This is a genomic window from Streptomyces sp. NPDC045899, assembly GCF_056431485.1.
Genome location: NZ_JBWKKP010000026.1, coordinates 30,919 through 56,131, shown reverse-complemented (window position 1 = coordinate 56,131; position 25,213 = coordinate 30,919). Strand labels below are relative to the sequence as shown.

General features: G+C 72.0%; 23 protein-coding genes. 15 read left to right on the top strand and 8 right to left on the bottom strand.

Annotated features, from left to right (window positions below):
• Window positions 1-49: 49 nt before the first annotated feature.
• The 4 genes from AC07FT_RS29865 to AC07FT_RS29850 all read right to left on the bottom strand — a co-directional run bounded on the left by AC07FT_RS29865 (window position 50) and on the right by AC07FT_RS29850 (window position 4,514).
• Complete coding sequence (locus AC07FT_RS29865; RefSeq protein ID WP_479179062.1) at window positions 50-865, bottom strand: zf-HC2 domain-containing protein; 816 nt, start codon at window positions 863-865, stop codon at window positions 50-52.
• Window positions 862-1,458 (bottom strand): sigma-70 family RNA polymerase sigma factor, encoded by a 597-nt coding sequence (locus tag AC07FT_RS29860; RefSeq protein WP_176182135.1) that lies wholly within the window; start codon window positions 1,456-1,458, stop codon window positions 862-864. The genes AC07FT_RS29865 and AC07FT_RS29860 overlap by 4 nt, the downstream gene beginning before the upstream one ends.
• A gap of 171 nt (window positions 1,459-1,629) precedes the next feature.
• Entirely contained in the window at window positions 1,630-2,658 is a 1,029-nt protein-coding gene (locus tag AC07FT_RS29855; protein ID WP_479179061.1) for a rod shape-determining protein, read from the bottom strand.
• Between the two features lie 155 nt (window positions 2,659-2,813).
• Entirely contained in the window at window positions 2,814-4,514 is a 1,701-nt protein-coding gene (locus AC07FT_RS29850) for a bifunctional 3'-5' exonuclease/DNA polymerase (RefSeq protein WP_479179060.1), read from the bottom strand.
• Between the two features lie 341 nt (window positions 4,515-4,855).
• Between AC07FT_RS29850 and AC07FT_RS29845 the strand changes: the two genes are divergently transcribed.
• Together AC07FT_RS29845 and AC07FT_RS29840 are read left to right on the top strand one after the other, a co-directional pair.
• On the top strand, window positions 4,856-5,089 hold the full coding sequence (locus AC07FT_RS29845) for a DUF397 domain-containing protein (RefSeq protein ID WP_471192601.1): 234 nt from the start codon (window positions 4,856-4,858) through the stop codon (window positions 5,087-5,089).
• A gap of 97 nt (window positions 5,090-5,186) precedes the next feature.
• The gene (locus AC07FT_RS29840) at window positions 5,187-6,335 is read left to right on the top strand and encodes a site-2 protease family protein (RefSeq protein ID WP_471191227.1); all 1,149 of its coding nucleotides are present in this window, start codon (window positions 5,187-5,189) and stop codon (window positions 6,333-6,335) included.
• A 45-nt stretch (window positions 6,336-6,380) separates the two neighbouring features.
• Here AC07FT_RS29840 and AC07FT_RS29835 read toward each other — a convergent pair whose 3' ends face one another.
• Entirely contained in the window at window positions 6,381-6,893 is a 513-nt protein-coding gene (locus AC07FT_RS29835; RefSeq protein ID WP_479179059.1) for an ATP-binding protein, read from the bottom strand.
• A 303-nt stretch (window positions 6,894-7,196) separates the two neighbouring features.
• Here AC07FT_RS29835 and AC07FT_RS29830 point away from each other — a divergent pair, with 303 nt between their 5' ends.
• The 7 genes from AC07FT_RS29830 (at window position 7,197) to AC07FT_RS29800 (ending at window position 14,315) form a co-directional block, all read left to right on the top strand.
• Window positions 7,197-8,060, top strand: a complete 864-nt coding sequence (locus AC07FT_RS29830) for a helix-turn-helix domain-containing protein (protein ID WP_471191221.1) — start codon at window positions 7,197-7,199, stop codon at window positions 8,058-8,060.
• Between the two features lie 89 nt (window positions 8,061-8,149).
• Window positions 8,150-9,607: an aldehyde dehydrogenase family protein gene (locus tag AC07FT_RS29825; protein ID WP_471191218.1), complete on the top strand. Its 1,458-nt coding sequence runs from the start codon at window positions 8,150-8,152 to the stop codon at window positions 9,605-9,607.
• Between the two features lie 116 nt (window positions 9,608-9,723).
• Window positions 9,724-10,275 (top strand): DinB family protein, encoded by a 552-nt coding sequence (locus tag AC07FT_RS29820; RefSeq protein WP_479179056.1) that lies wholly within the window; start codon window positions 9,724-9,726, stop codon window positions 10,273-10,275.
• 92 nt (window positions 10,276-10,367) lie between these two features.
• Entirely contained in the window at window positions 10,368-10,991 is a 624-nt protein-coding gene (locus AC07FT_RS29815) for a PadR family transcriptional regulator (protein WP_479179055.1), read from the top strand.
• A gap of 153 nt (window positions 10,992-11,144) precedes the next feature.
• Window positions 11,145-12,152 carry an ATP-binding cassette domain-containing protein gene (locus AC07FT_RS29810; protein ID WP_479179054.1) on the top strand — a complete coding sequence of 336 codons (1,008 nt, stop codon included), beginning with the start codon at window positions 11,145-11,147 and terminating at the stop codon, window positions 12,150-12,152.
• Window positions 12,149-12,976 (top strand): ABC transporter permease, encoded by an 828-nt coding sequence (locus AC07FT_RS29805; protein ID WP_471191206.1) that lies wholly within the window; start codon window positions 12,149-12,151, stop codon window positions 12,974-12,976. Before AC07FT_RS29810 ends, AC07FT_RS29805 begins: the two co-directional genes overlap by 4 nt.
• A 76-nt stretch (window positions 12,977-13,052) precedes the next feature.
• Window positions 13,053-14,315 carry a hypothetical protein gene (locus AC07FT_RS29800; protein WP_479179052.1) on the top strand — a complete coding sequence of 421 codons (1,263 nt, stop codon included), beginning with the start codon at window positions 13,053-13,055 and terminating at the stop codon, window positions 14,313-14,315.
• A 242-nt stretch (window positions 14,316-14,557) separates the two neighbouring features.
• On the opposite strand, the gene gad is transcribed toward AC07FT_RS29800, so the two are convergent.
• Both gad and leuE read right to left on the bottom strand, forming a co-directional pair.
• A complete protein-coding gene (gene gad / locus AC07FT_RS29795; protein ID WP_479179051.1) occupies window positions 14,558-15,979 on the bottom strand; it encodes a glutamate decarboxylase in 1,422 nt (473 codons plus the stop codon).
• Between the two features lie 84 nt (window positions 15,980-16,063).
• On the bottom strand, window positions 16,064-16,747 hold the full coding sequence (gene leuE, locus AC07FT_RS29790; RefSeq protein WP_479179050.1) for a leucine efflux protein LeuE: 684 nt from the start codon (window positions 16,745-16,747) through the stop codon (window positions 16,064-16,066).
• A 142-nt stretch (window positions 16,748-16,889) separates the two neighbouring features.
• Between leuE and AC07FT_RS29785 the strand changes: the two genes are divergently transcribed.
• From AC07FT_RS29785 to AC07FT_RS29775, 3 genes are all read left to right on the top strand, one after another.
• Window positions 16,890-17,660 (top strand): MerR family transcriptional regulator, encoded by a 771-nt coding sequence (locus tag AC07FT_RS29785; RefSeq protein ID WP_479179049.1) that lies wholly within the window; start codon window positions 16,890-16,892, stop codon window positions 17,658-17,660.
• 191 nt (window positions 17,661-17,851) lie between these two features.
• Window positions 17,852-18,580, top strand: a complete 729-nt coding sequence (locus AC07FT_RS29780; protein ID WP_479179047.1) for a DedA family protein — start codon at window positions 17,852-17,854, stop codon at window positions 18,578-18,580.
• Window positions 18,581-18,755: 175 nt separating this feature from the next.
• Window positions 18,756-20,498 (top strand): threonine/serine exporter family protein, encoded by a 1,743-nt coding sequence (locus tag AC07FT_RS29775; RefSeq protein WP_479179046.1) that lies wholly within the window; start codon window positions 18,756-18,758, stop codon window positions 20,496-20,498.
• Between the two features lie 101 nt (window positions 20,499-20,599).
• Here AC07FT_RS29775 and AC07FT_RS29770 read toward each other — a convergent pair whose 3' ends face one another.
• Window positions 20,600-21,091, bottom strand: a complete 492-nt coding sequence (locus AC07FT_RS29770) for an inorganic diphosphatase (protein WP_254739803.1) — start codon at window positions 21,089-21,091, stop codon at window positions 20,600-20,602.
• Window positions 21,092-21,177: 86 nt separating this feature from the next.
• On the opposite strand from AC07FT_RS29770, the gene dacB reads away from it, so the two are divergent.
• The 3 genes from dacB (at window position 21,178) to tilS (ending at window position 25,182) form a co-directional block, all read left to right on the top strand.
• Complete coding sequence (gene dacB / locus AC07FT_RS29765) at window positions 21,178-22,704, top strand: D-alanyl-D-alanine carboxypeptidase/D-alanyl-D-alanine endopeptidase (RefSeq protein ID WP_479179044.1); 1,527 nt, start codon at window positions 21,178-21,180, stop codon at window positions 22,702-22,704.
• 84 nt (window positions 22,705-22,788) lie between these two features.
• A complete protein-coding gene (locus tag AC07FT_RS29760; protein ID WP_479179042.1) occupies window positions 22,789-23,919 on the top strand; it encodes a zinc-dependent metalloprotease in 1,131 nt (376 codons plus the stop codon).
• 183 nt (window positions 23,920-24,102) lie between these two features.
• On the top strand, window positions 24,103-25,182 hold the full coding sequence (gene tilS, locus AC07FT_RS29755) for a tRNA lysidine(34) synthetase TilS (protein WP_479179040.1): 1,080 nt from the start codon (window positions 24,103-24,105) through the stop codon (window positions 25,180-25,182).
• The last annotated feature ends 31 nt before the right edge of the window (window positions 25,183-25,213 follow it).

Sequence of the window (25,213 nt, the reverse complement as noted above, 5' to 3'; positions counted from 1 at the left end):
AATCCGAGTGGCCGGGTGCGTCGATCTCCCGTGTGGTGACGACGATGCGTTACGCGTCCACGGAGACCAGGCGCTTTCCGTCGGTGGTGCGGACCTCGAAGCGGTCGATGTCGGCGAGCTTCATCCCCGCGCCGCCGTGGGCCCAGAGCGGATCTCTGGCCTCCTTGTGGGGGCTGTCCTTCATCCCGTAGCCCCACTCCGACACCGACCAGGTCGTCATGACCTGCTCATCGCCGTCCTTGGAGACCGCGATCAGGCTGCAGTCCAAGGGGCCCTTGACGTTCTTCAGCTGGAGAACGGCGTCGGTGCCCCACATCTTGTCCTCCAGGGCGACCGATGCGTTCACCTTGGTGTCCGGGTCGGTGCCGTGCACCTTCACCGGCATCTTGACGAACGCGGCCTTCGGGCTCGGGGCGGCCGCGACCGTGGTGTCCTGACCGGAGTCCGAGGTGAGCGCGAGGGTGCCGAGCGGTCCGCCGACGATCATCGCGACCGCCGCGGCGACCAGGTAGAGACCGCGCCGCCGCCGCTTGCCGCGGGCCGCGGCGACCCGTGCGGTCATACGGCTCAGCAGGGCCGGGCCGGGGCGTGCGGTGAGGGTGTCGATGGCGTTCGGGGTGGCGCTGAAGACGTGCGGGGTGTGGCCGGTCAGCGCGGTGCGTCCGGGGGAGCTGTGGATCCCCGGGATGTCCGCGGCCAGGTCGGCCAGCAGGGGTTCCAGTCCGGTCAGCTCGTCGAGCTGCCGTCCGCACTGGTCACAGCCGGCCAGATGGGCTTCGAAGGCGGTGGCCTCCACCTCGTCGAGCACGCCGAGCACATACGCCCCAACGGCGTCATGTCCCGCGTGGTGCGCCTGCGCTGTCATGCCGTCACTCCTCTCTCCTCAAGCGCGAGCTTCATGGAGCGCAGCGCGTAGAAGACCCGGGAACGGACCGTCCCACTGGGTATGCCGAGCGTCTCCGCCGCCTCGTTGACCGTCCGGCCCTTGAAATACGTCTCGACCAGCACCTCGCGATGGGCGTCGCTGAGGTCGTGCATCGCGTCGGACAGTGTCATCAGCCGTAGTGCCCTGTCGATCTCGTCCTCCGCCGGCATGAGTTCCAACGGGGAGGGGTCGACCTCCTGGGGCCGTGCCTGCCTGCTGCGGTGGCCGTCGATGACGATCCGCCGCGCGACCGTGACCAGCCAGGGCCGGATCGAACCGGTGGCCCGGGACAGCTGGTCCGCGTTCCGCCAGGCGCGTACCAGGGTCTCCTGGACGACGTCCTCCGCACGGTGCCGATCGCCCGCCACCAGGCGCAGGACGAACGCGAGCAACGGCCCGGCGTGCTCCTGGTAGAGCGCGCGCATGAGCTGCTCGTCCGGGGTCCCGCGATGGGATCTCGACGGACGCTCATCGGCCACGGCGGCATCGTCCTGCACACGAACCTCCAGGACCTGACCTGAGTTGGACAACATCTGGCGACTCCCGGTCTGGGCCCCGGGGGGGTTGGGCGGCCGTTCGGCCTCTTCCCCCATCACTACGGACGGGAGGGGGCGGCCGCTCAACGTGTCGCGAAGAAAATCCGATCAGGTGGGAACGGAGGTGTGGGGGAGTGGTGTCAGCGGTGCGCGCGGCGGCGCGGCGGCTCAGGACACCATGGCGTCGAGGGTCAGGGGCTGCACCTTGCCGTCCAGCATCGCGCCCAGTCCCTCCACCGCGCAGACACTGGGGTGTTCGGCGATGGTCAGGGGCACCCCGGTGGCCTCGCGCAGCATCGAGTCCAGCCCGGGGAGCAGCGCGCTGCCACCGGCGAGCATGATCCCGCGGTCGGCGAGGTCGGCCACCAGATCGGGCGGGCAGCGGCGGAGCACCGTGCCGATGGCGTCGATCAGCCCGGTGAGCGGGGTGCTCATGGCGGTGCGCAGGGCCTCGAGGTCCACGCGTACCGAGCGGGCGAGCCCGGTGGCCACGTCCCGGCCGTGCACCTCGGTCTCCCGCGGGGCGGGTCCGTCGTCGCCGAGCGCCAGGTGCAGCGGGCGGACACCCTGGCTGGGCAGCATCAGCGCGTGTTCGTTGCGCAGATGCTGGACGAGGGCGTGGTCGACGGTCTCCCCGCCGACCGGGACCCGTTCGGCGGCCACGATCGAGCCCAGCGACAACACCGCGACCTGGGTGGTGGCCGCGCCGCACACCACGATCATCGTCGCCTCGGGCCGTTCCACCGGGAGTCCGCAGCCTACGGCGGCGGCGATCAGGGTGTCGACCAGTTCGACCCGCCGGGCGCCGACACCGGTGAGCGTCTCCATGGCGGCACGCTGGGCGAGCGGATCGGCGTCATGCGGAACGCAGACGGCGGCGCTGGTCAGCGGGCGGCGGCGCCAGGCGCGGCGCAGTTTGTCGCCGAGCAGCAGCCGCAGCATCCGCTGGGCCATGGCGATGTCGACGACGGTGCCGCCGGAGACGGGGCGGACCACCCGGATATGGCCGGGCGTGCGGCCCGTCATGCGCTCGGCGAGGGTTCCGACCGCGATCAGACCGCCGGTGCGGGTGTTCACGGCGGCGACGGTCGGCTCGTCCACGATGATTCCGGTGCGCTTGAGATAGACCCGGGTCCTGGCCGCGCCGAGGTCCACGGCGATGGAGCAGCGGCGCAGCCGCTCGAGGCTGATGGTCATGGCAGGTCTCCCCTGTGGGCGGCGTGGCGGGCCGCCGCCCGGCGGCCCTGTGATCATCGTGTGCGGACGGCCGGGGCGGGCGCCTGCGGTGCTGCGCCGCCTGGGCGAGAGCCGTCGCCCTCACCCGGACGGGCCGGTGGGCGGGGTCTTCCGGGTCAGTCCTTCGCGTCCGCGTAGCACTCCACGGCCGCGATGGTGAAGGAGAAGCGCACAGGGGTCTCGCCGAAGGCGATCCGGCCCGCCGCGTCGCCCGCCGCCGCGATCGCCTCCCGGACCGCCCCGACCTCCTCCTCCGGGCAGTGCACGATGACCTCGTCGTGCTGGAAGAACACCAGCTCCGCGCGGAGCCCGGCCGAGGACAGGGACCGGCGCAGCGCGGCGAGCACCAGCAGCGCCCAGTCGGCCGCGCTGCCCTGCACCACGAAGTTCCGGGTGAACCGGCCGCGGGCGCGGGCACCGGCGGTGCTGCCGTACGACGGCTCCTCGTCCTGGTCGCGCGGCAGCCCCGCCTCGTCGGCGTACTCCTCGGCGCCCTCGCCGGTGGCGGGCGGGCAGGTGCGGCCCAGCCAGGTGCGCACCAGCCGGCCCTCCACCCCCGCGCGGGCGGCGTCGTCCACATAGGCCACGGCCGCGGGGAAGCGGCGGCGCAGAGCGGCGAGGTGTTTGAGTCCGTCGCCCGAGGTCTGTCCGTAGACCGCGCCGAGCAGGGCCAGTTTGGCCAGATCGCGGCGGCCCGCGAAGGCGCGGTCGGACAGGGTGGCGTACAGGTCGCGGCCGCTGCCGGCGACTTCCATCAGCCCGCGGTCGCGGGAGATGGCGGCGAGCACCCGCGGCTCCATCTGGTCGGCGTCGGCGACCACCAGCCGCCAGCCCGGATCGGCCACCACCGCGCGCCGGACCACCTTGGGGATCTGCAGTGCCCCGCCGCCGTGGGAGGTCCAGCGTCCGGAGACGGTGCCGCCGGGCAGGAACTCGGGGCGGAAGCGGCCCTCGCGCACCCAGGACTGGAGCCAGGCCCAGCCGTGGGCGGTGTGCAGCCGGTAGAGCTTCTTGTAGCGCAGCAGCGGTTCCACCGCGGGGTGGTCGATCCGCTCCAGCTCCCAGGCGCGGGTCGAGCCGAGCGCGATGCCCGCCCGGGCGAACGCCCTGACCACCTCGGCGGGCAGATCGGGCCGCACCCGCTCCCCGCCGAAGGCGCGTGAGACCTCGTCGGCCAGCTCGGCCAGCCGCTGGGGTTCGAGACCGCCCGGATAGCGCTCGCCGAGCAGCTCGTCCAGCAACTGCCGGTGGCGGTCGGCGCGCCAGGGCACCCCGGCGCGGTTCATCTCGGCGGCGACCAGGGTGCCCGCGGACTCGGCGGTGATCAGCAGCAGCATCCGGCCGGGGTGCTCGGCCAGCTCGGTCCTGGCCAGCTGACGCGCGTACACCGCGAGCAGGGCGGTGAGCGGATCGGTGCCCGGCGGCAGCGGCGGCGGACCGGGCTCGAACAGCGACGGCTGGGTGTCCGCCGTGCGCGGGGGCGGGTCGGGCGGCACCGGCAGCCCGCGCAGCCTGGCCCAGGCGGCGGCCAGTGAGCGCGGTGTGCCCGACCGCCCCTCGTGGCCGAGCAGCAGCGCCTCGGCCGCCTCGATGTCCCAGCACCGCTCGACCCGCACTCCGGCGGCGAGCAGCCGGGGAGCGAACTCGGCGGTGGACCGCCACACCCAGCGGTCCGCCTCGGGACGGGACCGCACCGCGGCCGCGATCCCGCCCTGAGCCGCCGTGACCTCCACCACCGGCCCGGCGGCTCCCCCTTCGGCGGTCAGCGGGCAGAGACGGACACCCCCGTCGTCCGTCTCCGCCACCGCCCACCGCATGACCGGGAGTCTGGCAGGGGGCACTGACAGCGGACCCCCGCCACGGGCCCGGTGGGGACGCCGCGGCTTCCGCCGTGAGCGGCCAACCCGGGGCGCGTCGTCGACGTCCTAGGGGGCGGGGACGGAAGACATGACGACTGTTCTGCTCTCCCGGGGGCAGGAGACGCGATTGCCGGGTGATCAACCCGATACGTATGGTGCACGTGCATCTGAAGATGCATCTACCTGTGCAAACGCGAATGCATTTGCCCATGCACTGGCAAAGGAACGCGGCTATGATCCGGGCAGTTGTCAGCTGCACGAAAGTGGAGAGCCCTGTGCGCGACCACCCGTACAACGGCATGGCGGCCGCGGACCTTCAGGGGGTCGTCTGGCAGAAGAGCAGACACAGCAACTCCCAGGGTGCGTGCGTGGAGTTCGCCAAACTGCCCGGCGGCGACGTTGCCGTGCGCAACTCCCGCTTCCCGGACGGCCCGGCGCTCATCTACACCCCGGCGGAGGTCGAGGCGATGCTCCTCGGGGTCAAGGACGGCGAATTCGACCACCTGGCACAGGACCCGGCCGGTCTCGGCTGATCCCGGTACGGGCGCGCCGCGCGCGGAGCCGATCCCACCGGGGTGAGTGACACTGGTACTGACAGCGGGGGAACCCAGCTGATGTGAGACGACGGCGATGAAGGGCTCGGTCCGGGTCGGACACGTACTCGGGGTGCCACTGCGGATGCACTGGAGCGTCCCGGTGCTGGTCGCCCTGCTCGCCTACGGTCTCGGCCGCGAGACGCTGCCCGTGTGGACCCCCGGGCGGACGGCCGTGGTGTACGCGATCGCCAGCCTCGTCGGTGCCCTGCTGCTGATGGTCAGCCTGCTGCTGCACGAGGCCGCCCACGCGGTGGCCGCGCTGCGCAAGGGCGTCTCGGTCGAGGATGTGACGCTGTGGGCGCTGGGCGGGGTGACCCAGATGGGACGGCCGCGCACCGCCGGGGTCGCCCTGCTGGTCGCGGTCAGCGGACCGCTCACCAGTCTGCTCCTGGGCGGGATCGCGGTCGGCGCCGGGATCGGGGTGCACAGCCTGATCGGATGGGGGGTGCCCGCCGCCGTACTGGTCTGGCTGGGCTGGGCGAATCTGCTGCTGGGTGTGTTCAATCTGCTGCCCGCGGCCCCGCTGGACGGTGGCCGGGTGGTGCAGGCGGTGCTGTGGTGGCGCACCGGTGACCGGGAGCGCGCCGACCGCGCGGCGGGGCGCAGCGGCCAGGTCTTCGGAGTGCTGCTGATCGCGCTCGGCTGGATCTCCTTCCTGCGCGGGAACGGCGGCGGACTGTGGCTCGGGCTGATCGGGCTGTTCATGGTCATCATCGCCAACGCGGAACGGCAGCGGGCCGGGTACGCCACGGCGCTGCGCGGGGTACGGGCGGGCGACGCGATGTCGGCACCGGTGGCCACCGGCGCCGACTGGCTGACCGTGGCGCGGTTCATCGACGAGGTGGCGGCGCGTTCCCGCCATTCCGTACTGCCCCTGCTCGACTTCGATGGCCGGCCCAGCGGGCTGGTGCAGCTGCGCGCCCTGGCGAACGTGCCCGCCGGGGAGCGGGAGACCCGCCGGGTGCGGGACGTGGCCGTACCGGTGTCACGGTGCACGGTGGCCACGTCGGACGAGCTGCTGACCGAGGTGCTGGAGCGGGCGCGGCCGGGTGGCGGGCTGCCGGTGCTGGTGGTGGACCACGGCCATCTGGAGGGCATCGTGACGATGCACGATGTCACCCGGTACTTCCAGCTGCACGCCCTGGGCATCACCACGGCGCCACCGGAGTCCGCCCACCACTGACGCCCCCGGGGCACGCTTCCCGGCGGGGCGCGGTCAGGGGCCCGGTCAGCGACGCGGCAGCTGGAACAGGGCCCAGACGACCTTCCCCCGCAGCGTCCCCGCGAGCGGATGCCAGCCCCAGCCGTCGGCGAAGCACTCCACCAGATGGAGCCCGCGGCCGGATTCCTCCGCCCAGTCCGCCTCACCCGCCACCGGTCCGTCCTCGCTGAGGTCGCGCACCGCGCACACCAGCCGGGAGGGGCAGTGCATCAGATGGAGCCGGATCTGCGGATCGCCGTCACCGTCGCACCGGCCCCCGGTGAGAGCGCTGGGCACCCCGCCTGGCAGTCCGTGCCGCAGGGCGTTGGTCACCAGCTCGGAGACGACCAGCGCCACCTCGTCGAAGAGCTCGGGCAGACCCCACTGCCGCAGGGTGGTGCCGGTGAACTTCCGGGCGCCGCGGACCGCTTCGAAGCGGGAGGGCAGGGCGTAGGAGACGGATCCGGAGACGGAGGAGGGGTCGATCGGAGGGAGCCCTCGCCACAAGGGCTCCAGCAGGGTCGGACCTTCGCTCCCCATGCGAGCACTCCTGCATCCGTGGCCGTGACGATCCCTGGCCAGATCTCGTACGAGCTTGCACGTGCGCTAAGGCTATGGTTCCGAATGCGCCGAGCAGATGCAAGGGCAGATGCACGTGCACGGAGCTTCTTTGCGGGGTAGTGACCGCATTTACATGCCTTTCTTCCTGCGGAATGATGCGTACATGGCCCTGCTGAGTGACGGCATGTGTACAGCGTGGAACCTGGGAAGTGGCAGACTTCAGCTCCAGGGGCCGCGGGGCCGCCTCGGAAGGGTGAGTTCCGTACAGGGAGGGTCACGCAGATGACCGCAAGCGAGTCGAGTGGATCGGTGGTGCGCCGTATCCTCCTGGGCTCTCAGCTCAGGCGGCTGCGCGAGTCCCGTGGCATCACACGGGAGGCGGCGGGCTACTCGATCCGTGCCTCCGAATCCAAGATCAGTCGCATGGAGTTGGGCCGGGTGAGCTTCAAGGCGCGCGACATCGAGGATCTGCTGACGCTCTACGGCGTCACGGACGAGTCGGAGCGCGCGGCGCTGCTCGGTCTCGCCCGCGAGGCCAACCTCACCGGGTGGTGGCACAGTTACGGCGATGTGCTGCCCGGCTGGTTCCAGACCTATGTGGGTCTGGAGGGTGCGGCATCCCATATCGCCTGCTATGAACTCCAGTTCATCCACGGACTGCTGCAGACCGAGGGCTATGCGCACGCCGTGGTGACCCGCGGCCAGCCCCAGGCGCCCGCCGCCGAGGTGGACCGCCGGGTGGCGCTGCGGCTGGAGCGGCAGAAACTGCTGGTCTCCGAGCGGGCCCCGGCCTTCCACGCGGTGCTGGACGAGGCCGCGCTGCGCCGTCCGTACGGCGGCCGTGAGGTGATGCGCGCCCAGCTGCGCCATCTGATCGCCGTCTCCGAGCAGCCCAATGTGACCCTCCAGGTGATGCCGTTCTCCTTCGGCGGACACGCGGCGGAGAGCGGGGCGTTCACCCTGCTGCGGTTCCCGGAGTCGGACTTGCCCGACGTGGTCTATCTGGAACAGCTCACCAGCGCGCTCTACCTGGACAAGCGCGATGAAGTGGCACAGTACGAGCGGGTGTTGGGACGGCTGGGTGAGGACAGCCTGTCACCGCGTGAGAGCCGGGAACTGCTCGGAGACCTCCTTCACGACGTCTGACGCATCAGTAGGATGACATGTCATCAGGAAACCCCCCACGCGTGTGAGGGTGTCGGTGAACGGCGCCGCGTCCTCCGGATAGGGATGGCATGTCCTACTTCTCCGAGTTGGCCTTTCAGTACATCGACGGTGAGTGGCGCGGCGGCAACGGGTCCTGGGACATCGTCGACTTCAACCCCTACAGCGGGGAGAAGCTGGCCTCCATCACGGTGGCCACCGTCGAGGAGGTCGACCTCGCCTACCGGGCGGCCGAGCGGGCGCAGCCGGAGTGGGGCGGCACCAACCCCTACGCCCGGCGGCAGGTCTTCGAGCGGGCGCTGCGGATCATCGAGGACCGTGAGAAGGAACTCACCGAGACGATCATCGCGGAGTGCGGCGGCACCCATGTGAAGGCGGGCTTCGAACTCCACCTGGCCAAGGAGTTCCTGCGGGAGGCCGTCCAGCTGGCGCTGCGCCCCGAGGGCCGGATCCTCCCGTCCCCGGCCGACGGCAAGGAGAACCGCCTCTACCGGCTGCCGGTCGGGGTGGTGGGGGTCATCAGCCCGTTCAACTTCCCCTTCCTGCTCTCGCTGAAGTCGGTGGCCCCGGCGCTGGCGCTGGGCAACGCCGTGGTCCTCAAACCGCACCAGAACACCCCGATCTGCGGCGGCGGTCTGGTGGCCAGGCTCTTCGAGGAGGCGGGGCTGCCCGCCGGACTGCTCAACGTGGTGGTCACGGACATCGCGGAGATCGGTGACGCGCTGATCGAGCATCCGGTGCCCAAGGTCATCTCCTTCACCGGATCGGACCGGGTGGGCCGCCATGTGGCCACCGTCGCGGCCTCCCACTTCAAGCGGTCCATCCTGGAGCTGGGCGGCAACAGCGCGCTGGTCGTCCTGGACGACGCGGACCTCGACTACGCGGTGGACGCGGCGGTGTTCAGCCGCTTCGTCCATCAGGGGCAGGTCTGTATGGCGGCCAACCGGGTGCTGGTGGACCGCGCGGTGGAGCGGGAGTTCACCGAGCGCTTCGTGGCCAAGGTGAGCTCCCTGAAGGTGGGCGACCCGGGCGATCCGGCCACCCATATCGGGCCGCTGATCAACGAGGGCCAGGCCGAGAGCATCAGCTCCCTGGTCGACCAGTCCATAGCCGAGGGCGCCACCGCGCTGCTGCGGGGACGCACCCGGGGCACGCTGATGGAGCCGAGCGTGCTCACCGGGGTGCCGGAGGGCTCGGCCGTCCTCCGTCAGGAGATCTTCGGCCCGGTGGTGCTGCTGATCCCGTTCGACGGCGACGAGGAGGCCGTCCGGATCGCCGACGACACGGACTACGGGCTCAGCGGCGCGGTGCACACGGGCGACATCGAGCGCGGGGTGCGGTTCGCCCAGCGCGTCCGCACCGGAATGTTCCATGTGAACGACAGCACGGTGCACGACGAGCCGATCGTGCCGTTCGGCGGGGAGAAGCACTCGGGTCTCGGCCGGCTCAACGGTGAGTCGATGATCGAGGACTTCACCACCACCAAGTGGATCTCCATCCAGCACGGCCGGAGCCAGTTCCCGTTCTGACGCCCTCGACCATGGCCCCTCGATGAGGACGGAAGCTGACCGCATCGCCTTCTACTGTCGGAGACATCAACCGACCGGAACATCCCGGCCGGTGGAACCGACGGAAGGCGGACCCCATGCCCACTCTGGTGAGCCAGGAAGCCCATGGCGACGAGGCCGGCGCCCTGCTGGGCTTCCTGGAGGCGCAGCGCGGCGCCGTCCGCCGGGCCCTGCACGGACTGACCGCCGAGCAGGCGGACAGCAGGCCCTCCGTGAGCGAACTGTCGCTGGCGGGGCTGCTCAAGCATGTCGCGGAAGTCGAGCAGGGCTGGGTCGAGGACGCCAGGGGCGTACCGCACAGCATCGTGCGCAACCACGAGAACTGGCACCTCAGCTTTGTGCTGGAGGAGGGCGAGAGCGTCGAGGGGCTGCTCGCCTTCTGGGACGACGTGGCGGTGCGCACCGAGAAGTTCATCCGCTCGCTGCCGGACCTGAACGGCACCTTCCCGCTGCCCCGGGCCCCGTGGTTCCCCGAGGGCAGTGAGCGGTCGATGCGCTTCCTGCTGCTGACCCTGATCCAGGAGATCGCCCGGCACGCCGGTCACGCGGACATCATCCGGGAGACCCTCGACGGCAAGACCGCCTTCGTCCTCATCGACGAGACCGGTGACCCTTCCGCCACCTCCTGATCCGCCCGGTCCGCCCCGCCCGGCCCGTCGCGTCTAGCCTTGACGGCAGCGAGACGGCCGCGGGGACGACGGCAGGATGGAGAGATCGGGCGATGTCAGCGATCCGGCTGCTGGTGCTGGGAGCGGTGCGCCAGCACGGGCGGGCGCACGGCTATCAGGTCCGCAACGACCTGGAGTTCTGGGGCGCGCACGAGTGGTCCAACGCCAAGCCCGGATCGATCTACCACGCGCTCAAACAGATGGCGAAACAAGGGCTGATGCGGGCCCATGACATCGCGCCGAGCACGGCGGGCGGCCCCCCGCGCACCGAGTACGAACTGACCGAGGCGGGGGAGGAGGAGTACTTCCGGCTGCTGCGGAAGTCCCTGCTGGAGCACGGTCAGAAGCTGGACGAACTGACGGCCGGGGTGGGGTTCATCGTGGACCTCACCCGGGCCGAGGCCATCGGTCTGCTCAAGCAGCGGGTGGCCGCGCTCGAGGGGTGGCGGGAAGAGGTGACCCGGCACTGGATGCCCGCCGGGGGCGCGCCCGAGGAGTGGGGCCACATCGGCGAGATCATGAAGTTCTGGCTGCACTCCGCGGACAGCGGGGCGGAGTGGACCCGCGGGCTGATCGAGCGCCTTGAGGGCGGGGCGTATGTGATGGCGGGTGAGGGGGAGCGTTCGGTCGATGTGCTGGTGGACGCCTCCCCGCCGGACCACGACGAGAGCCACTAGATCAACGACCCGGCCCGATGACGGGTCCCTGGGACTCATCCATTAATCAAGTTTGACTAGCCCTGGATCGGGGATTAGCCTCCCGGGGCGCATAGTCAAATTTGATTACCGCGTGAGGCATGACTGCGGTGAGACATGTGAGAGGGGAAGACCTTGGCCGACAGCGATCCCGCGATCGTGGTCGAAGGACTGCGGAAGACCTACGGCGGAAAACCGGCGCTCGCCGGACTCGACCTGACCGTTCCCGCGGGCACCGTGCACGCCGTGCTCGGTCCCAACGGGGCGGGCAAGACCACCTGTGTGCGGATCCTGGCCACCCTGCTGCGGCCCGACGGCGGCCGGGCCGAGGTCGCCGGATACGACGTACGGCGCGATCCCGACCAGGTCCGCTACCGCATCGGGCTGCTCGGCCAGCACGCCGCGGTCGACGAGGAGTTGAGCGGACGGCAGAACCTGGAGATGTTCGGCCGGCTGTACCACCTCGGAGCCCGCCGGGCGCGGGCCCGCGCGGAGGAGCTGCTGGAGCGGTTCGGCCTCACCGACACCGGCCAGAAGGCCGTCGGGCAGTACAGCGGTGGTATGCGGCGCCGGCTGGACCTGGCCGCGAGCCTCATCATGCGGCCCCGGGTCCTCTTCCTCGACGAGCCGACCACGGGGCTCGACCCACGCGGCCGCACCGAGGTGTGGAACGCGGTCCGTTCCCTGGTCGGCTGCGGCACCACGGTGCTGCTCACCACCCAGTACCTGGAGGAGGCCGACCAACTCGCCGACCGCATCTGCGTGGTGGACCACGGCCGGTCCATCGCCGAGGGCACCGCCGACCAGCTCAAGGCACGGATCGGCGGGGACCGGATCGAGGTCGTACTGCGCGACGGGCGCCAACTCGTCGCCGCCGTCCCGCTCGTGGGCCGGGCCACCGGCTCGGACGCCGTCGAGACCGACACCGACCGGCGGCGGATCGGCGCACCGGTTGAGGACCGGGTCGCCGCGCTCACCGGGACCGTACGGGCGCTCGCGGCGGCCGGGATCGAGGCGGAGGACATCGTGCTGCGCCGCCCCACCCTGGACGAGGTCTTCCTCCATCTCACCGGGAAGAGCGCGGCCGATGCCGCCGCGGACGGCGGCACGGACCACACCACCAAGGAAGGGGCGGGCGTATGAGCGCCGCGACGGACACCACCGCGAGGCCCGCGAACACCCTGTACTGGGCCCTCGCCGACTCCTGGACCATGACCCGGCGCGGACTGGCCCACTGGGCGCGCCGGCCCGTCCAGGTGGTCGTCAACCTGGTCTTCCCGGTGATGATGCTGCTGATGTTCGCGTACTTCCTGGGCGGCGGGATGACCGTTCCCGGAGGTGGCGACTACAAGGAGTACCTGGTGCCCGGGATGCTCGCCCTCACCATGGCCTTCGGCCTGGAGGGGACGATGCTCGCGGTCACCACGGACCTCAACAAGGGCGTCATCGACCGCTTCCGCTCCATGCCCATGGCCCCGTCGGCGGTGCTGGTCGGGCGCAGCGTCCTGGACATGCTCCAGTCCGCGCTGAGCCTGTGCGTGCTCATCGGGGTCGCCCTGGCGATGGGCTGGCGCTGGCACGACGGGCTCGGCGACGCGCTGTACGCGGTGGGGCTGCTGCTCTGGCTGCGGTTCGCGATGCTGTGGATCGGCATCCACCTGGGCATGGTGGCCGGACGTCCGGAACTGGTCCAGGCCGTGCAGATCCTGGTCTGGCCGGTCGGCTTCCTCTCCAACGCCTTCTCCGCGCCCGAGAACATGCCCGCGTGGCTGGGGACGGTCGCCGAGTGGAACCCGATGTCGGCCACGGCGGCGGCGGTCCGCGATCTGTTCGGCATCCCGGGTGCCGGGGGCGGCGGCTCCTGGGCCGTCGAGCACGCCCGACTGCTGGCCGTCTGCTGGCCGCTGTTCCTGCTGGCGGTCTTCTTCCCGCTCGCCGTGGGCCGTTTCCGCGGGCTCAGCCGCTGAGGGAGGTGGCCCCGGTCCGGGTACCACCTCCGTCACATCGTCACCGGTGGTGGGCGGTTGCGGATACGGTGCGGGTATGGGGAACGACAGCGTGGGCACGGGGGCGGAGCGGGCCGGGGGGCCGGGTTACGCCCTGCTGATCGCGGCCGGGCCGGCCGGGAGGCAGCGGCTGATGGACGCGGCCGCCGCGCTGCCACAGCTCGCGGCGGTGCCTCCGGCCGCGCTGCTGGGCACGCCCGGCGGCGCCAGTGTGGTCCAACTCGTCGACCCCGCCGACCCGCAGACGGTCCTCACCCACCTGCGGACCGCGGCCGCCCATCCGGGCCCGGTGCTGATCTACCTCGCGGGCCAGCTCACCGTGGACGCCAAGCAGCGTTTACCGCATCTGGCACTGGCGCGCACCACCCCGCGGACGGCCCGGTACACGGCGCTGCCGTGGCACTGGCTGGCCTCGGAGCTCGCCCGGCGGCCGTCCGGCAGCACCACGGTGCTGGCCGACCTGGTGGCCGATGAGACGGCCTGGCCGGGGCTGTCCGGATCCGCGGGCGGCCCCGGCCGGCTCTCCGCCGGGCTGACGCTGTACGGCGCGGTGGCTCCGGCCCCGCCCAAGCGGCGGCTCGCGGCGCCGCTCTACAGCCGGGCGCTGGCCGACGCGCTGCGCGGTGCGGCGGGCGGCACGTCCGGCGGTGCGCCGGACGCCGTGCCGCCGTATGCCCGGCTGCATGAACGGGCCGTGGCCGAGGCGGGCCTCGGCGGCGGGTCCGTCCTGCTGCTGGACGGGTCAGGGGAAACGTCTCCGCGCCCGGGGGGAGCGGTACCGGGCGTACCGTTGCGCTGTCCCGCGCCCCAGGACGCCGTACCCGCACCGGACCGGGCGCCGTCTGCTCCGGGGGCCGTCGTGGTGCCGGATCCGCACGCCGCCATCTTCGAGGCCGCCCACGCCGGACGGCACAGCGAGGCCGCCTCGATGGCGGCGGCCTGGGAGCAGGAGGCCCTGCGCGCCGCCGGACCCCGTTCCCCGGAAGCGATCCACTGGCTGGAGGTGCGCGCCGACCTCGCCCGGCTGGCCGGGGACCCGGCCCGCGCCTGTGAGTTGTGGCTCGCGGTGGCGGACGCCCGGCTGGGCAACGGGGAACCGGCCGGGGACCCCGAGGTCGAGGGGGCCGTGGACCGGGCGCACCACCAGTGGCAGTTCATCGCGGACCCGGCGCGGGCCGGTGCCCTCGCCCCGCGGCTGATCGAGCTGCGCGGCCGGGTGCCCGGCCGCAGACCCGGGGCCCTGGAGGCGGTGCGCCGCAGGGCCGGGCTGCTGCTCGGCACCGCGTCCCAGCCGGGCTGACCCGGCCGGGCGGCCTCGCTGAGCCATGGTGTGGCCGCGGACGCGGGACGGCACCGCGTGGCACGTCCCGCGGAGCGCCTGGGCCGTGTCCGCACCGTCCCGCCGGACCCACGACGCCTGGCACCCGGCCCGCCGCGTTGCCGGGACCGGACGACCGGTCGCGTACGTGGGCCCCGGGAGGGTCTCCCGCCCGACCGCGCCGGCCATCCGCACGCCTCCCACCGCACTCCAGGCCGATTCACCTAGTGGTGGAAGGCGGTGGCCTGGGACTCCGGCCGCTCCTGCGGTTTCGCCTGGGCCCGCAGCTCCGGCATCACACTGCTCAGATCGGCCATGAACAGGTCCGAGAGGTCCATCGAGAAGCCGTTGCGGCACACCACCCGCACCACCGACAGGTCCTCGCGGTTCGGCGGGAAGGTGTACGCGGGCACCAGCCAGCCGCACTCCCGCAGCCGCCGCGAGACGTCGAACACATCGAAGTTCCGCACCCCGCCCGCCGTGGTGAAGGCGAAGACCGGCAGCTGGTCGCCGCGGGTCAGCAGGGTGAAGTCGCCGAGCGCCTCGATCCGGTCGGCCAGTGAGCAGGCCACGTCGCGGGAGTTCTGCTGGACCGCGCGGAAGCCTTCCCGGCCCAGCCGCAGGAAGGTGTAGTACTGGGCGGCCACCTGGGCCCCGGGCCGGGAGAAGTTCAGCGCGAAGGTGGGCATGTCGCCGCCGAGGTAGTTGACCCGGAAGACCAGTTCCTCGGGCAGGTCCTCGGGGGTGCGCCACAGCGCCCAGCCCACCCCCGGGTAGACCAGGCCGTACTTGTGGCCCGAGGTGTTGATGGAGGAGACCCGAGGCAGCCGGAAGTCCCACACCAGCTCCGTGTCGAGGAACGGCGCCACCATCCCGCCGGAGGCCGCGTCCACATGGACCGGTACGTCCAGTCCGGTGCGCTCCTGGAGGTCGTCCAGCGCCCCGCACACCTCGGCCACCGGCTCGTAGGATCCGTCGAAGGTGGAGCCGAGCACGGCGACCACACCGATGGTGTTCTCGTCGCAGAGGTCGGCGGCGGCCTGGGGGTCGAGGTGGAACCGGTCGCCCTCCATGGGCACCTGGCGGGCCTCGACCTCCCAGAAGTTGCAGAACTTGTCCCAGCACACCTGGACATTGCCGCCCATGACCAGGTTGGGCTTGGCGGTGGCCGGGTAGCGCACCGGATTCCGCTTCGCCCAGCGCCGTTTGAGGGCCAGCCCGGCGAGCATGCACGCCTCGCTGGAGCCGGTGGTGGAGCAGCCCACGGCGGACTCCGGGTCGGGCGCGTGCCACAGGTGGGCGAGCGTCGCCACACAGCGCCGTTCCAGTTCGGCGGTGCGCGGGTACTCGTCCTTGTCGATCATGTTCTTGTCGCGGCAGTCGGCCATCAGCTTGCCCGCCTGCGGCTCCATCCACGTGGTGACGAAGGTGGCGAGGTTCAGCCGGGCGTTGCCGTCCAGCATCAGCTCGTCATGGACGAACTGGTACGCGGCGGAGGGCGCCATCGGTCCGTCCGGGAGACGGTGGCGCGGGGGTTCGGCGGCCATACCGCTGACCGGGTCCGCCTCGCCGTAGAAGGGGTTGACGGAGAAGCCGGACCGCTCTTCCTTGCCGTGTCTGACGCTGGAGCCTCGATGAAGTGCCATCTTCCCGAAAATACGGGCATATCGGGTGTAAGGCTCGGTCCCGCGCCGCTGTCCGGCGCCGCTCCCCCGCGTCGCCCCCCGCCGCTACCCCGCGCTGCTCAGCGACAGCTTCGCCGCGAAGCCCAGGAACGCCGCGCCCGCGCCCGCCGACAGACCGGCGGTCAGCCGCCTGCGCCGCCGGAAGGTGGCCGCGAGATACGTACCGCCGAAGATCAGCACCGACAGATAGGTGATGCTGAACAACTGCGCCCAGGCGCCCAGCGCCACGAACGACAGCGCCGGATGGGCGTACTCCGGGTCCACGAACTGCACGAAGAAGGAGATGAAGAAGAGGATCGCCTTGGGGTTCAGCAGGCTGATGACCAGGGCCCTGCGGTACGGCCGCTCCGCCTTGGTCCCCGTCGCGCCGCTCGCGCCACCGGCGTCGCCGGCGTCGGCGTCAACGGCCCGTACGGCCCCCGGGCCGCGCCGCCACAGCGCCCGCGCCCCGCGCAGCATGCCCACCGCGAGCCAGGTCAGATAGCCCGCGCCGGCGAACTTCACCACGGTGAACACCAGCGGGCTGGCGTGCAGCAGCGAGGCCACGCCCCCCGCCGACAGCGCCATCAGCACCGCGTCCCCGCACACCACGCCCGCCGCCGCCTGATAGGCGACGCGGGGGCCGCGGCGGGCCGCGACGGACACCACGTAGAGCGAATTGGGCCCCGGCAGCAGGATGATCAGCGCCAGGCCCGCCAGATAGGTCGATAGATCCGTTATCCCGAGCACAATCAGCAGGATGCCAGGGTCCGGAATCCCTCCTCATCCGGGTTTCGCGATACGGACTTGCACCTCACGTGAGGTGAGGGCGCAGCGTGGAGCCCGTACCGGGAGCACGACCGGTACCGACACCAGGAGAGCGGAAGCGGACATGAGCTATTCCGTGGGACAGGTCGCGGCCTTCGCCAACGTCACGGTGCGCACCCTGCACCACTACGACGAGATCGGACTGCTGCGCCCCGGCGCCCGCAGCCCGGCCGGGCACCGGCGGTACGACGAGGCCGATCTCGAACGGCTCCAGCAGATCCTGTTCTACCGGGAGCTCGGCTTTCCGCTCGAGGAGGTGGCGGTGCTGCTCGACGACCCGGACGCGGACCCGCAGGCACTCCTGCGGCACCAGCACCAGCTGCTGACCGAACGGATCGAGAGGCTGCGGCAGATGGCCGCCGCCGTCGAACACGCCATGGAGGCACGGAAGATGGGCATCAACCTCACCCCGGAGGAGAGGTTCGAGGTCTTCGGCGACGCCGACCCCGAGCAGTACGTGCAGGAGGCCGAGGAGCGCTGGGGCCACACCGAGGCGTACCGGGAGTCGATGCGCCGGTACGCGACCTACGGCAAGGACGACCTGCTGCGGATCAAGGCGGAGGGCGAACGGCTCAACACCGTCCTCGCCGCCCTCCTGGAGGCCGGGACCCCGCCGGAGTCGGAGGCCGCGATGGATCTCGCCGAGGAGCACCGGCAGCAGATCGTCCGCTGGTTCTACGACTGCGACTACGGGATCCACACCTGTCTGGCCGAGATCTACGTGGCGGACGAGCGCTTCACCGCCACCTATGACGCCATCAAGCCGGGGCTGGCCGCCTACCTCCGGGCCGCGATCCTCGCCAACGCCGAGCGCGCGGGACACACTCCCGGCTGAGCCGTCCGGTGCGGGCCCGGGGTTTCCCCGGGCCCGCGGGCGCGCCTCCCGGACCGGTGGGAACCAAGGGCAGGCACCCGGCGTTGATAGCTTTGGGCGGCACACTGCGAAGAACCCCGCATCCAGTCCGCCCCGACCTGCGGCCGGGCCTCGCACGAGCCTGCACCCCTCGACCCAGGAGCCTGTCACCCGTGACCACTCTCGCGCTCGGCCCCCAGTGGCTGGACCCGGACTATCTGATCGAGACCTTCGGTCTGCTCGGCGTCCTCGCCATCGTCTTCGCGGAGTCCGGCCTGCTCATCGGCTTCTTCCTGCCGGGCGACTCACTGCTGTTCACCACCGGACTGCTGGTCACCACCGATGTGATCAAGCAGGACCTGTGGCTGGTGTGCACGGCCATCGCGCTCGCCGCGATCCTGGGTGACCAGGCCGGATATCTCTTCGGCCGGAAGGTGGGCCCGGCGCTGTTCCGCCGCCCCGACTCCAAGCTCTTCAAACAGGAGAACGTGGAGAAGGCCCACGAGTTCTTCGAGAAGCACGGACCGAAGTCGCTGGTGCTGGCCCGTTTCGTGCCCATCGTCCGCACCTTCACGCCGATCATCGCGGGCGTGAGCCGGATGAACTACCGCTCCTTCATCATCTTCAACATCATCGGCGGTGTGCTGTGGGGCACCGGCGTCACCCTGCTCGGTGCGGCGCTCGGCAAGGTGGAATTCGTCCACGCCCATATCGAGCTGATCCTGATCGGCATCGTGCTGCTGTCGGTGATCCCGATCGCCATCGAGTTCCTGCGGGCCCGCAGCAAGGCCAAGAAGGCCGCCGCCGGACCGGCGGAGCGGGGCGCGTCCGACGCGTCCGGGGGGCGGCCGGGCGCCGGAGCGCCGCCGCAGGCCCCGCGCGGACGCCACGCCAAGCGCTGACCCCCGGGGCCCCAGAGTCCCCGTCCGCGCCGGTCACACCCCGTTCACCCCTTTTTGCTTCTCTTCCCCCCGCTTCACATCGGCCCCAGCTCCGCCCCCGCTCCCGGTAGACGGCCACCGCCCCGCACAATGGGCAGCGGTGGCCCCTGTCGTATCGGCGCGGGACCGCCCGGAAATGCACGGGGAGGCTGGCGAGGAGCGAGGAGACGTGGGGTCGGAACGACAGCAGGGACAGCGCGGCGGGACCGCGGAGACGGACGCGGCGGGGAACGGCAAGCCGCAGTCCGACGAGGCGCACAGCGCTTTCACCCCGCCTCTGGGCCTACCACTGCCCCCGGCCTCCGAGGACGAGCACCCGACATCGGAGTTCGCCGTCCCCGAGGGGTTCGCCGCCGAGCCCGCCGCCGAGCCCGAGGGCTCCGCCTTCGCCCCGCCCGGCGGGATGAGGCCCCAGCCCGGCGGAAACTCGACCACCGGCGGTTTCGCGGCCTTCACCCCGCCCGGCGGGATACCCGTCGTCCGGCTGACCAAGGACGCGCCCTGGCAGGACCGCATGCGCACCATGCTGCGGATGCCGCTCGGTGAGCGCCCGCTCCCCGAGCGCGTGGAACGGTCGGAGGACGACACCGGCCCCGCCGTGCCCCGTGTGCTCGACCTCACCCTCCGCATCGGCGAGCTGCTGCTCGCGGGCGGCGAGGGGGCCGAGGACGTGGAGGCGGCCATGTTCGGCGTGGCCCATGCCTACGGGCTGGACCGCTGCGAACCGACGGTGACCTTCACCCTGCTGTCGGTCAGCTACCAGGCGTCGCTGGTGGACGACCCGGTCACCGCCAGCCGCACCGTGCGCCGCCGGGGCACCGACTACACCCGGCTCTCCGCGGTCTTCCGGCTGGTCGACGACATCACCACACACGAGGACATCACCCTGGAGGAGGCGTACCGGCGGCTGGCCGAGATACGCCGTAACCGCCACCCCTACCCCGGCTGGGCGCTCACCGTGGCCGGCGGCGGGCTGGCCGGAGCGGCGAGCATGCTCGTCGGCGGTGAATGGCCGGTGTTCTTCGCCGCGGCCGTCGGCGCGATGCTCGGCGACCGGCTGGCATGGCTGGCCTCCGGACGCGGGCTGCCGGAGTTCTACCAGTTCGTGGTCGCGGCGATGCCGCCGGCCGCGATGGGCGTCGCGCTCAGCCTGGTGGGCTCCGGGCTCCAGGCGTCCGCGGTGATCACCGGTGGACTCTTCGCGCTGATCCCGGGACGGGCCTTGGTCGCGGGTGTCCAGGACGGGCTGACCGGCTATTACATCACCGCCGCGGCCCGGCTCCTGGAAGTCGGCTACCTCATCGTGGGCATCGTGTGCGGGGTGCTCACGGTGCTGTACGGCGGTCTGCAACTGGACGCCAAGCTCAACCCGGAGGCGGCGCTGCGCCATGTGGAGCGGCCGTACATCCAGATACTGGCGGCGATGCTGCTCGCCCTGACGTTCTCGATCCTGCTCCAGCAGGAACGTCACACCGTGCTGTTCGCCACGCTCAACGGCGGGGTGGCCTGGGTGGTCTACGCGGCCCTCGCCGACACCGCGGACGTCCCGGAAGTGGCCGCCACCACGGTGGCCGCCGGACTGGTCGGCCTCTTCGGCCAGCTGCTGTCCCGCTACCGCTTCGCCTCCGCGTTGCCCTACGTCACGGCGGCGATCGGCCCGCTGCTGCCCGGTAGCGCGACCTACTTCGGACTGCTGGCCCTGGCGCAGGGCAATCTGGACCGCGGGGTCTCCCACCTCACCCAAGCGGCCGCACTGGCCCTGGCGATCGCCATCGGGGTGAATCTGGGGAACGAGGCCGCACGGCTCTTCCTCAGGATGCCGGGCGCCGGGATCGAGCCGGCCGACCGCCGTGCGGCCAAGCGCACCCGCGGCTTCTGACCCCCCGGGCCGAGCCCGGACATCCCCGGAATTCCGGGGGACGGAGCGGAAAAACAGCGGACGGGCCGGATCACTCCGGCCCGTCCGCTGTCTGTGGTGGCTCAGTGGCCGCCGGACGCCTCGAGGCGCTTGATGGACGCCTCGACCTCGGCCTCGGCCTCGGCGCGGCCCACCCAGTCGGCCCCCTCGACCGACTTGCCGGGCTCCAGGTCCTTGTAGACCTCGAAGAAGTGCTGGATCTCCAGGCGGTCGAACTCGGACACGTGGTGAATGTCACGCAGGTGCTCCACCCGCGGGTCCGAGGCCGGGACACAGAGCAGCTTGTCGTCGCCGCCCGCCTCGTCGGTCATCCTGAACATGCCGATGGCACGGCACTTGATCAGGCAGCCGGGGAACGTCGGCTCGTCGAGAATGACCAGGGCGTCCAGCGGGTCACCGTCCTCGCCGAGGGTGTTCTCGACGAAGCCGTAGTCCGCGGGGTAGCTGGTCGAAGTGAAGAGCCGACGGTCGAGACGGATACGTCCCGTCTCGTGGTCCACCTCGTACTTGTTCCGCGAACCCTTCGGGATCTCGATGGTGACGTCGAACTCCACGGGTGGCTCCTCCATGATCAACACATACGTCTGGTGATTAAGTGTCCCCCACGCAGGTGTGTGGTGGCGAAAGGGGCTGGTCGGTCGTGCCTGAAGCCAGATCGTGGCAGGTCAGGGAGTGGCTGAGCCGCGGGCGGAGCCGAGTGCGGGACCAGTGGCGGCGGGCCACGTGCGAACAGCGGAGCACCGTACGGGTGACGGCTGTCGCCGCGACGGTGGGCCTCGCGGTCGCGATCGGCTCGGTGCTGGTGGCCGGGCCGTGGGACTCGGGTCAGCGTACGGCCGAACGGGCCCGCGCCGCCGGGGGACCGGCGACGGGTGGCGACCGTCACGGCGGGGACAGGCCCGCGCCCAGCGCGTCCCCGGTGCTGGCCGCCCTCGGCGCGCCCACCGCCGAACCGTCACCGGACAGCGGTGAGGACGCGGTGCCGCCGCCCACCGGCGGCGGGCTGGCCGACACCCTCGAACCGCTGCTGGACGACCCGGCCCTGGGCGACCGGCGCTCGGTGTCCGTCGTGGACGTGGCCACCGGACGCCAGGTGTACGGGGCGAAGGCGGACAGCGCCGCGGTGCCCGCCTCCATCATCAAGGTGGCCACCGGCGCCGCCGCGCTCTCCGCGCTCGGCCCCGACTACCGGATCAAGACCACCGTCGTCAGGGCCGGGAAGGACGGCATCGTGCTCGTCGGCGGCGGCGACCCCACGCTCACCGCCCGTCCGGTGAAGGGCCCCGACCAGCCCGCCTCGCTGCGGAAACTGGCCGACGACACCGCCCGCGCGCTGAAGAAGCGCGACGCCCGGACGGTCCGGCTCGGCTACGACACCTCGCTCTACTCCGGTCCCGGTCTGCACCCGATCGGCGTCAACGAGAACATCTCGCCGGTGACCCCGCTCATGGTCGACGAGGGACGGCAGGACGACAGCGACCACGGTCCCGCCCCGCGCGCCGAGGACCCGGCCGCCGACGCGGCCGGCACCTTCGCGTCGCTGCTGCGCGACCGCGGTATCGAGGTGAAGGGCGAACCGCGGTCCCGGGAGGCCGGGAAGACCCCCGAGGCGCTGGCCGCCGTACGCTCCCAACCGCTGTCCGCGCTCGTCGAGCGGATGCTGACCAACAGCGACAACGACCTCGGCGAGGCGCTGGCCCGGCAGACCGCCATCGCCGCCGGACGGCCCGCCAGCTTCGAGGGTGGCGCCGAGGCGGTGACCGCCCGGCTGCGGAAGCTGGACCTGCCGGTGGGCGGTGTCCACATCGCCGACGGCAGCGGTCTCGACCGTGCCGACCGGGTCTCCGCCGCCCTGCTCGCCCAGACGCTGGTGCGCTCCGCCGACCACGACCACCCCGAACTGCGGTCGGTCCTCACCGGACTGCCGGTGGCCGGGTTCAACGGCACGCTGCGCACCCGCTACGCCGAGGACTCGGTGGGCCGCGGGGTGGTCCGCGCCAAGACCGGCACCCTCACCGGGATCAACACCCTGGCGGGCACGGTGGTCGACGCGGACGGACGGCTGCTGGTCTTCACCTTCATCACCAACGGCACCACCGACCCCGACGGCGCCCAGCACGCCCTGGACCGGATGGCCTCGGCCCTGGCCAACTGCGGCTGCCGCTGACGGAGGTGACGGCGGACCCCGGCGACCGCGTGTACGGGCCGCCGTCTCCTCCCGGATGCGACCGGGGCCACGTACCGTGAAGCCATGACGAGCATCGGTGGTGTGGAGATGGTCGACTGGAACCTCGCGGTCGCGACCGCGACCCGGCTGGTCCGCCCGGGGCCGGAGGTGAGCCGGGAGGAGGCGCGCGCGGTCGTCGCGGAGCTGCGGCGGCACGCCAAGTCGTCCGAGGAGCACGTACGGGCGTTCACCCGGATGGCCGTGCCAGGAGGTCCGGACTCCGACACCCCGGTGCTGGTGGTGGACCGCGCGGGCTGGATCAAGGCCAATGTCGCGGGCTTCCGCCAGATCCTCAAACCGCTGCTCGGCAAGATGCAGGACCGGCGCGGCGGTATGCCCGGCGGCGCGGTGCTGGGCGCGGTCGGCGGCAAGGTGACCGGTGTGGAGCTGGGGATGCTGCTGTCCTTCCTCGCCTCCCGGGTGCTCGGCCAGTACGAGACCTTCGCACCCGGCGGCGGTGAGCTGCCCGGGACCGCGGGCGGCGGACGGCTGCTGCTGGTGGCCCCCAACATCGTCCACGTGGAGCGCGAGCTGGACGTCCACCCGCATGACTTCCGGCTGTGGGTGGCGCTGCACGAGGAGACCCACCGCACCCAGTTCACCGCCGTGCCGTGGCTGCGCGACCACATCGAGTCCGAGATCCAGGCGTTCCTGGGCGAGACCGACGTGGACCCGGCCACCCTGCTGGAGCGGCTGCGCGAGGCCGTCCAGTCCCTCGGCGGCGGCAGGGAGCGGGAGGACACCGGGGACCGGGGCGCGTCCAGCATCATCGAGCTGGTCCAGACGCCCGCCCAGCGGGAGATCCTGGCCCGGCTGACGGCGGTGATGTCCCTGCTGGAGGGCCACGCCGACTACGTGATGGACGGGGTGGGCCCGGAGGTCGTGCCCTCCGTGGCGGAGATCCGCGAGAAGTTCCAGAAGCGGCGGGCCAGCGGCGCCGGACGGCTGGACCAGGCGCTGCGCAAACTGTTGGGGCTGGACGCCAAGCTGCGGCAGTACCGTGACGGTGAGCGGTTCGTACGGGCCGTGGTGAACGAGGTCGGCATGGAGGGCTTCAACCGGGTCTGGACGTCCCCGAACACCCTCCCCACCAAGTCGGAGATCAACAAACCGGCGGAGTGGGTCGCGCGGGTGCACCGTAGGGCGGAGTCGTAGAACCGGCACACTCGGCGGCGGCGGAATGCCCCCCTTAATCACCCGTCCGAGGGACCGTGGGCCACGGGTAGGCGTGCGATGCTCGGGGAACAGCTCGCTTCTGTCACCATCGACATACTCTGCGTGACGACATCTCGTATACGCCCCCCGAGGCACCCCCTCGCATACAGATGGGAAACGGACATGGGTCCCCATCCAGCGGTCGCCGCGATACGCCTGGCGGTGCGCCGCGTCCTGCACGACGTCCTCGTCGCTTCCTCGGCCCCCACTCCGCCCTCCTCCCGCCCCGCCACCGCCCCGCGCACCCGGCGGGCGCCCGGTGACGGGCCGCTGGTGCTCGCCGCCTGCTCCGGCGGCGCCGACTCCATGGCGCTCGCCTCCGCACTGGCCTTCGAGGCCCCCCGGCTGGGCCTGCGCGCCGGCGGCATCACCGTCGACCACGGTCTCCAGCCCGGTTCCGACGTCCGCGCGGCCGAGGTCGCCGAGCGGATGCGCGAGCTCGGCCTCGTACCGGTCGAGTCCATCCCGGTCGCCGTCGGCCGGGACGGCGGTCCCGAGGCCGCCGCCCGCGACGCCCGTTACGCAGCCCTCGACGCCGCCGCGGAGCGCCACGGCGCCGCCGCCGTCCTGCTCGGCCACACCCGCGACGACCAGGCCGAGACGGTGCTGCTCGGCCTCGCCCGCGGCTCCGGTATCCGCTCCCTGTCCGGTATGGCCCGCGTCTCCGGCGCCGGCGGCCGCTACCGCCGCCCCTTCCTCCAGCTCGACCGGCACACCGTCCGCAAGGCCTGTCTGGCCCAGTCGCTGCCGGTCTGGGACGACCCGCACAACGTGGACCCCACCTACACCCGCTCCCGGGTCCGCCACGAGGCACTGCCCGTCCTGGAGAAGGCTCTCGGCAAAGGTGTCGTCGAAGCGCTCGCCCGCACCGCCCAGCTCTCCCGTGACGACGCCGACGCCCTGGACGCCTGGGCCGCCCGTGCCGAGGCCGATGTGGTGACCACCGCCGAGGTGCCCGCCGAAGGGGGCGGGACGGTCGAGCTGGACACCGCCGGACTGCACGGGTTGCCCACCGCCGTCCGCCGCCGGGTGCTGCGCCGCGCGGCCATCGCCGCGGGCGCTCCGGCCGGTTCGCTCTTCGCCCGCCACATCGAAGAGGTCGACCGGCTGATCACCGGCTGGCGGGGTCAGCGGGCCATCAACCTCCCCGGGCGGGTAGAGGTCCGCCGGGAGGGTGGCAGACTGGTCATCCGGCAGGGCTGATCCGCCCGCCGAATTGCCGGACTGTCGAACG

What these genes read in the sequence shown, in the direction of transcription:
- AC07FT_RS29865 (WP_479179062.1), bottom strand. Translation starts at nt 865, where the DNA reads ATGACAGCGCAGGCGCACCACGCGGGACATGACGCCGTTGGGGCGTAT.
- AC07FT_RS29860 (WP_176182135.1), bottom strand. Translation starts at nt 1,458, where the DNA reads ATGTTGTCCAACTCAGGTCAGGTCCTGGAGGTTCGTGTGCAGGACGAT.
- AC07FT_RS29855 (WP_479179061.1), bottom strand. Translation starts at nt 2,658, where the DNA reads ATGACCATCAGCCTCGAGCGGCTGCGCCGCTGCTCCATCGCCGTGGAC.
- AC07FT_RS29850 (WP_479179060.1), bottom strand. Translation starts at nt 4,514, where the DNA reads ATGCGGTGGGCGGTGGCGGAGACGGACGACGGGGGTGTCCGTCTCTGC.
- AC07FT_RS29845 (WP_471192601.1), top strand. Translation starts at nt 4,856, where the DNA reads ATGGCGGCCGCGGACCTTCAGGGGGTCGTCTGGCAGAAGAGCAGACAC.
- AC07FT_RS29840 (WP_471191227.1), top strand. Translation starts at nt 5,187, where the DNA reads ATGAAGGGCTCGGTCCGGGTCGGACACGTACTCGGGGTGCCACTGCGG.
- AC07FT_RS29835 (WP_479179059.1), bottom strand. Translation starts at nt 6,893, where the DNA reads ATGGGGAGCGAAGGTCCGACCCTGCTGGAGCCCTTGTGGCGAGGGCTC.
- AC07FT_RS29830 (WP_471191221.1), top strand. Translation starts at nt 7,197, where the DNA reads ATGACCGCAAGCGAGTCGAGTGGATCGGTGGTGCGCCGTATCCTCCTG.
- AC07FT_RS29825 (WP_471191218.1), top strand. Translation starts at nt 8,150, where the DNA reads ATGTCCTACTTCTCCGAGTTGGCCTTTCAGTACATCGACGGTGAGTGG.
- AC07FT_RS29820 (WP_479179056.1), top strand. Translation starts at nt 9,724, where the DNA reads ATGCCCACTCTGGTGAGCCAGGAAGCCCATGGCGACGAGGCCGGCGCC.
- AC07FT_RS29815 (WP_479179055.1), top strand. Translation starts at nt 10,368, where the DNA reads ATGTCAGCGATCCGGCTGCTGGTGCTGGGAGCGGTGCGCCAGCACGGG.
- AC07FT_RS29805 (WP_471191206.1), top strand. Translation starts at nt 12,149, where the DNA reads ATGAGCGCCGCGACGGACACCACCGCGAGGCCCGCGAACACCCTGTAC.
- AC07FT_RS29800 (WP_479179052.1), top strand. Translation starts at nt 13,053, where the DNA reads ATGGGGAACGACAGCGTGGGCACGGGGGCGGAGCGGGCCGGGGGGCCG.
- gad (WP_479179051.1), bottom strand. Translation starts at nt 15,979, where the DNA reads ATGGCACTTCATCGAGGCTCCAGCGTCAGACACGGCAAGGAAGAGCGG.
- AC07FT_RS29785 (WP_479179049.1), top strand. Translation starts at nt 16,890, where the DNA reads ATGAGCTATTCCGTGGGACAGGTCGCGGCCTTCGCCAACGTCACGGTG.
- AC07FT_RS29775 (WP_479179046.1), top strand. Translation starts at nt 18,756, where the DNA reads ATGCACGGGGAGGCTGGCGAGGAGCGAGGAGACGTGGGGTCGGAACGA.
- AC07FT_RS29760 (WP_479179042.1), top strand. Translation starts at nt 22,789, where the DNA reads ATGACGAGCATCGGTGGTGTGGAGATGGTCGACTGGAACCTCGCGGTC.
- tilS (WP_479179040.1), top strand. Translation starts at nt 24,103, where the DNA reads ATGGGTCCCCATCCAGCGGTCGCCGCGATACGCCTGGCGGTGCGCCGC.